Here is a 4,791-nt window from a genome sequence, read left to right as displayed (position 1 = left end):
CGCGGCGGTGCGGACGCCCGCGGCGGCGCGGACGCCGCCGAGCGGCCACGCACCGGCGGCGTACCGCTCAACGTCGCCACCCGCCCCTACACCTACGAGGGCCCGTGCAGCCAGCACTTCCTCGTCGACTCCGAGCCCGAACACGTCGGCCCGCCCGCCGCCGAACAGGACGCCCCCCGCTGGGCGGCCGCGTACGGCGCGGTCTCCTCGGGGGAGCAGCGCGTCGCCCTCACCGTGCAGGGCACGGGCAAGGACACCGTCGTCCTGGAGGCGCTGCACCTGCGCGTCGTCTCGAAGGGCGCCCCGCTCGCCTGGAACGACTACTCGATGGGCGTCGGCTGCGGCGGCGGCGTCGGCACCAAGTCGTTCGACGCGGACCTCGACGACGGCAGCCCCACCGTCACCGTCAAGAACGGCCAGCGCGACTTCCCGTACAAGGTCAGCGAGTCCGACCCGGAGGTCTTCTACCTCACCGCCCGCACCAAGGCCCATGACGTCCGCTGGGACCTCGCCCTGACATGGTCCAGCGGCGACCGCCGCGGCACGGTGCACATCGACAACGACGGCACCCCGTTCCGCACCAGCGCCAACGCCGGGCGCCCCGGCTACGACTACCCGCTGGGCGGCCACGAGTGGATCGATCGACCGGAGTAACCACGGGGTGGACGGCGACCGCCTCACGGCAAGACATCCCTAGCCCCTCACATCGGGGGAGGGGTCGGCCGGTGCGCCCTTGAGCTCGTGGAAACCGGGGGCGCCCGTCACCACCAGGGTGGCGTCCCAGAGTCGTCCGGCCTCCTCGCCCCGGGGGACCCGGGACATCACCGGACCGAAGAAGGCGATCCGCGCGTCGGCGTCACCGCGCGGGTCCGGGACGGCGACGACCGGAGTGCCGACGTGGGGGCCGAGGGCGGCGATGCCCTCGGCGTGGGAAGCGCGCACCGCGTCGTCGTAGTCGCGGCACGTCGCCGCCTCGGCAAGTCCCGGAGGCAGCCCGGCGTCGGCCAGCGCCACCTCGGGATCGTTGATCCACTGCTGGGCGCCGCCGTCGCCCGGGTCGGCCCAGAGGGCGGCGTAGAACGCGCCCAGCGCTTCCTGACCGTGGTGCCGCAGGACGGCGGCGCAGATGCGGACGGGCATCCACAGATAGCCCTCGGGATCCCCTTCGGGATCGTCGTCCCGCCCCTCGTTGAGCACCGCCAGGCTCATGACGCGCCAGCGCACGTCCAGCGGCCGGACCGTGGCCGCCTCCACCACCCACCGCGAGGTGAGCCAGGTGTAGGGGCAGGCGGGGTCGAACCAGAAGTCCACGGTCACTGTTGTCGTCATGGCGCCCTCCTCGACACTCGCGTGATCGTAGGCCGATCCGGGGCGCGGAGAAACGATCCGATCACCCGCGTCGACGCGCTCGCGGCCCAACTCGGGTACGCCGCCCCGACCTCGTTCAGCACCGCGTTCCGGCGGACCATCGGCATGCCGCCCTCGGCCTACCGGCGAGCGCGTCGCACCGCGCCAACGTCGGGAGCGGCCCCGGCAGATGGGCGCCGGGCGAGGCTCTGAAATTGCCTCGCCGCCGCTCGCCCCGCCCGCTACGGTGGCGACCGCCCCGGCAGTTCCGACGCTGAGAGTAGGTTCGTCCATGGCATGCCGTATCAGTGAACTCGTGCTCCACTGCCACGACCCCGAGGTGCTGGCGCGGTTCTGGTGCGAGGTCCTGGACTACGTCGAGCTCGGTCGCGAAGAGGACGTCATCGAGCTCGGACCGCGCGAAGGGTTCGGCGGCCCGCAGCCGACGCTCGTCCTCATCCGCCACGACGCGCCGCAGAAGGGGCAGCTCAAGCTGCACATCGACGTCAACGCCACCGACCGCGATCAGGACGCCGAGCTCGAACGCCTCCTGGCCGCCGGGGCCGTACGCGCCGACATCGGCCAGACCGGCGAGGAGTCCTGGCACGTCCTCGCCGACCCCGAAGGCAATGAGTTCTGCCTGCTCAAGGGCCGCATCGCCCCAGTCTGACGGCTCTCGTCGCCGAGCCGCGCCGGGTACGACCGCGCGGCCCGGTCACGCGACCAGGCGCAGCCAGGCCGCCGCGAGTGCGGCGTGACCGGCGGGCGTCGGGTGGACGCCGTCCGCGGCCCAGTACTCGGGCCCGGTCGTCGCTGCGAGCTCGGCGAACATGCCGTCGGCGGCGAGCAGCTGCGCGCCGTACGTGCGGGCGAGCTGGCGCACGGCCTGGATCTTCGGGTCCAGGTCGGTGCGCCATTCCTGTCGCTCCTTCTCCCCGATGAGCGCGGCACCGGCCTCGATGACGCCGTGGATCGGCAGGAGGAACGGTTCGATGAGGATCAGCTTCGTACCCGCCTCGGCGAGGGGCGCGAGCAGACGGTCGTAACCCGCCTCGAACTCCTCCGCGGGGATCACGTACCCCTGCGGGTCCAGCGTGTGCCAGCCCATGTCGCAGACCCCGACGAGGATCGACACCACGTCCGGGCGCGCGTCGAGTACGTCGGTCTGCCAGCGGGCTTCGAGGTCTCTCACCTTGTGGCCCCCGATCCCGGTGTTCAGCCAGGTCACGGGCCGGTCCGGGTGCCGGAGTCCCCACTCGCCCGCGATGCGCAGCGGGTAGCCGAACCCGAGGCCGTCCTCGCTGTCCAGCCGTTGGCAGTCGGTGATCGAATCGCCGGTGAACATCACGGTGCTTCCCGGCCGGATGGTGATCGTCATGTGCCCTCCTTGAGTGCGGATAAGGCGAGCAAAGCAGAACCCCACCGACATCGGACCGACAGACCCCGACACACCACGGCTACGCCCCCCCGAAACCGATGCGCCCGGTGGGCCGTCTTGTGGGGTGGACTCGAACGGATGGGAAGCAATGGTGGAGCGGCCGGGCAGCGGTGTGGCGACGGCGATGCGCCGATGGGCGGGGCGCTGGGGCGCGGACGCCCAGGGGCGGTCGGCCTGGACGCGGGGGCGGGTCCTCGCCGGGCTGGCGGTGCTGACGGCCGGGCTGCTGGCCTTCCACCGGGCGGTGCCCAACTCCGTGGGGCGCCTGGGCAGTCTGCTGGAGGCCTTCCTGCCCTGGCTCGGTCTGGTGGTCGTCGTACTGCTGGGCCTGGCGCTGCTGCGCCGTTCGGCCACCGCGCTGCCGGCGCTGCTGCTGCCGGTGGCGGCCTGGACGTACCACTTCGGCGGGCTGTTCCTGCCCGGGGCGCCGACGGGCGCGGATGACCTGCTCGTGGTGCAGCACAACGTCAGCGACGAGAACGCCGACCCGGCGGGTACGGCCCGCGCCCTGGCCGGTGCCTCGCCCGATCTCGTCGCGCTGGAGGAGATGGTGCCCGCGGCGCTGCCGGTCTACGAGAAGACCCTCGCCCCGGACTACCCGTACCACGCGGTGCGGGGCACTGTCGGGCTCTGGTCGAAGCATTCACTCACCGGGGCCCGGCTGTTGGACATCAAGCCCCGGGGGATCACGGAGTCCTGGAGCCGTGGGCTGCGGGCCGTCGTCCGGACGCCGCGGGGCGAGGTCGCGGCGTACGTCGCGCACCTGCCCTCGGTCCGCGTCGGCGCGAGCGGCCTCGCCTCGTCCTGGCGTGACGCGAGCGCCGGACTGCTGGGCAAGGCCATCGCCGCCGACAAGCGGAAACCGGTGATCCTGATGGGCGACCTCAACGGCACGGTCGACGACCGCGGGCTGGACCCGCTGACCTCCCGGATGAACGTGGCGGAGCGGGGCTTCGCCCTCAGCTTCCCCGCCGGGTTCCCGATGGCCCGGATCGACCAGGTCATGGCCCGCTCGGCGGCCGTCGCCCACATCCGCACCCTGCCCGCCACCGGCAGCGACCATCTGCCGGTCGCCGCGCGGGTCCGCTGGCACGCGGCCCGCTCCTAGGCTGGTGCCGTGACCGATTCCCAGGCACTACGAACCCTGCTGCCCGCGGACCGTGACGGCTGGGAGCCCGTGACCGCCGGTGAGTCCGGGGCCGCCGTCTTCCGCTCCGCGGACGGTTCGCGGTACGGGAAGTGCGTGCCCGCGCCCCGGGTGGCCGCGCTGGAGGCGGAGCGGGACCGGGTGAAGTGGCTGCACGCGCAGGGCGTTCCCGGCGCGCGGGTGCTCGACTGGCGCGTCACCGCCGCGGGCGGCTGCCTGGTGACCAGCGCCGTGGCGGGTGTCCCCGCGGATCGTGTCCCGGCTGCCACGCTCCGGGCGGCGTGGGATCCGATCGCCGATGCGGTGCGACGGCTGCACGATCTGCCGCCCCGGGCGTGCCCCTTCAGCCGCGACCTGTCACAGATGTTCGCCACCGCGCGCGAGGTCGTGGCGCGGGGCGCGGTCAACCCGGAGTTCCTCCCCGTCGACCAGCAGCACACCCCTCCCGACGAACTGCTCGCCCGCCTCGCCCCGCAGATCGAGCGCCGTCTCGCGCAGGAAGCCGCCGAGGCGGTCGTCTGCCACGGGGACCTGTGCCTGCCCAATATCGTCCTCGACCCGACGACCCTGACCGTCGCGGGCTTCATCGACCTCGGCCGCCTCGGCCGCGCCGACCCCTACGCCGACCTCGCCCTCCTGCTGGCCACGGCCCGGGAGACCTGGCCCGACGAACGGCAGGCGAGCGCGGCGGAGGACCGGTTCGCCGACCGCTACGGCATCGCCCTCGACCGCGACCGCGAGCGGTTCTACCTTCACCTCGACCCGCTCACCTGGGGCTAGGTGTGCTGTCCCGGCACGTTGGTGACGGGCGACGCGCTGTGAGTGGTGCTTGAACGAGGCGAGGGCCTCTGGTTTCGGT

5 protein-coding genes and 1 pseudogene are annotated in these 4,791 nt (G+C 73.1%); 4 read left to right on the top strand and 2 right to left on the bottom strand.

The features are described 5' to 3' along the window. A pseudogene (locus EEJ42_RS34175) lies at positions 1-654 on the top strand (transcriptional regulator); the annotation flags it as partial. A gap of 39 nt (positions 655-693) precedes the next feature. Here EEJ42_RS34175 and EEJ42_RS34170 read toward each other — a convergent pair. Further along, positions 694-1,329, bottom strand: a complete 636-nt coding sequence (locus EEJ42_RS34170; RefSeq protein WP_123105982.1) for a mycothiol-dependent nitroreductase Rv2466c family protein — start codon at positions 1,327-1,329, stop codon at positions 694-696. A gap of 310 nt (positions 1,330-1,639) precedes the next feature. Between EEJ42_RS34170 and EEJ42_RS34165 the strand changes: the two genes are divergently transcribed. Further along, on the top strand, positions 1,640-2,017 hold the full coding sequence (locus EEJ42_RS34165; RefSeq protein WP_009715731.1) for a VOC family protein: 378 nt from the start codon (positions 1,640-1,642) through the stop codon (positions 2,015-2,017). A 45-nt stretch (positions 2,018-2,062) separates the two neighbouring features. On the opposite strand, the gene EEJ42_RS34160 is transcribed toward EEJ42_RS34165, so the two are convergent. After that, a complete protein-coding gene (locus EEJ42_RS34160; protein ID WP_123105980.1) occupies positions 2,063-2,725 on the bottom strand; it encodes an SGNH/GDSL hydrolase family protein in 663 nt (220 codons plus the stop codon). A 184-nt stretch (positions 2,726-2,909) separates the two neighbouring features. Here EEJ42_RS34160 and EEJ42_RS34155 point away from each other — a divergent pair, with 184 nt between their 5' ends. Beyond that, positions 2,910-3,893 carry an endonuclease/exonuclease/phosphatase family protein gene (locus EEJ42_RS34155; protein ID WP_123105984.1) on the top strand — a complete coding sequence of 328 codons (984 nt, stop codon included), beginning with the start codon at positions 2,910-2,912 and terminating at the stop codon, positions 3,891-3,893. 9 nt (positions 3,894-3,902) lie between these two features. Next, the gene (locus tag EEJ42_RS34150; protein WP_123105978.1) at positions 3,903-4,712 is read left to right on the top strand and encodes an APH(3'') family aminoglycoside O-phosphotransferase; all 810 of its coding nucleotides are present in this window, start codon (positions 3,903-3,905) and stop codon (positions 4,710-4,712) included. The last annotated feature ends 79 nt before the right edge of the window (positions 4,713-4,791 follow it).

Source organism: Streptomyces botrytidirepellens (assembly GCF_003721215.1).
Classification (GTDB): Bacteria; Actinomycetota; Actinomycetes; order Streptomycetales; family Streptomycetaceae; genus Streptomyces; species Streptomyces himastatinicus.
Note: the sequence above shows the minus strand (reverse complement) of the source record. Positions and strands in the feature narration are given on the sequence as shown.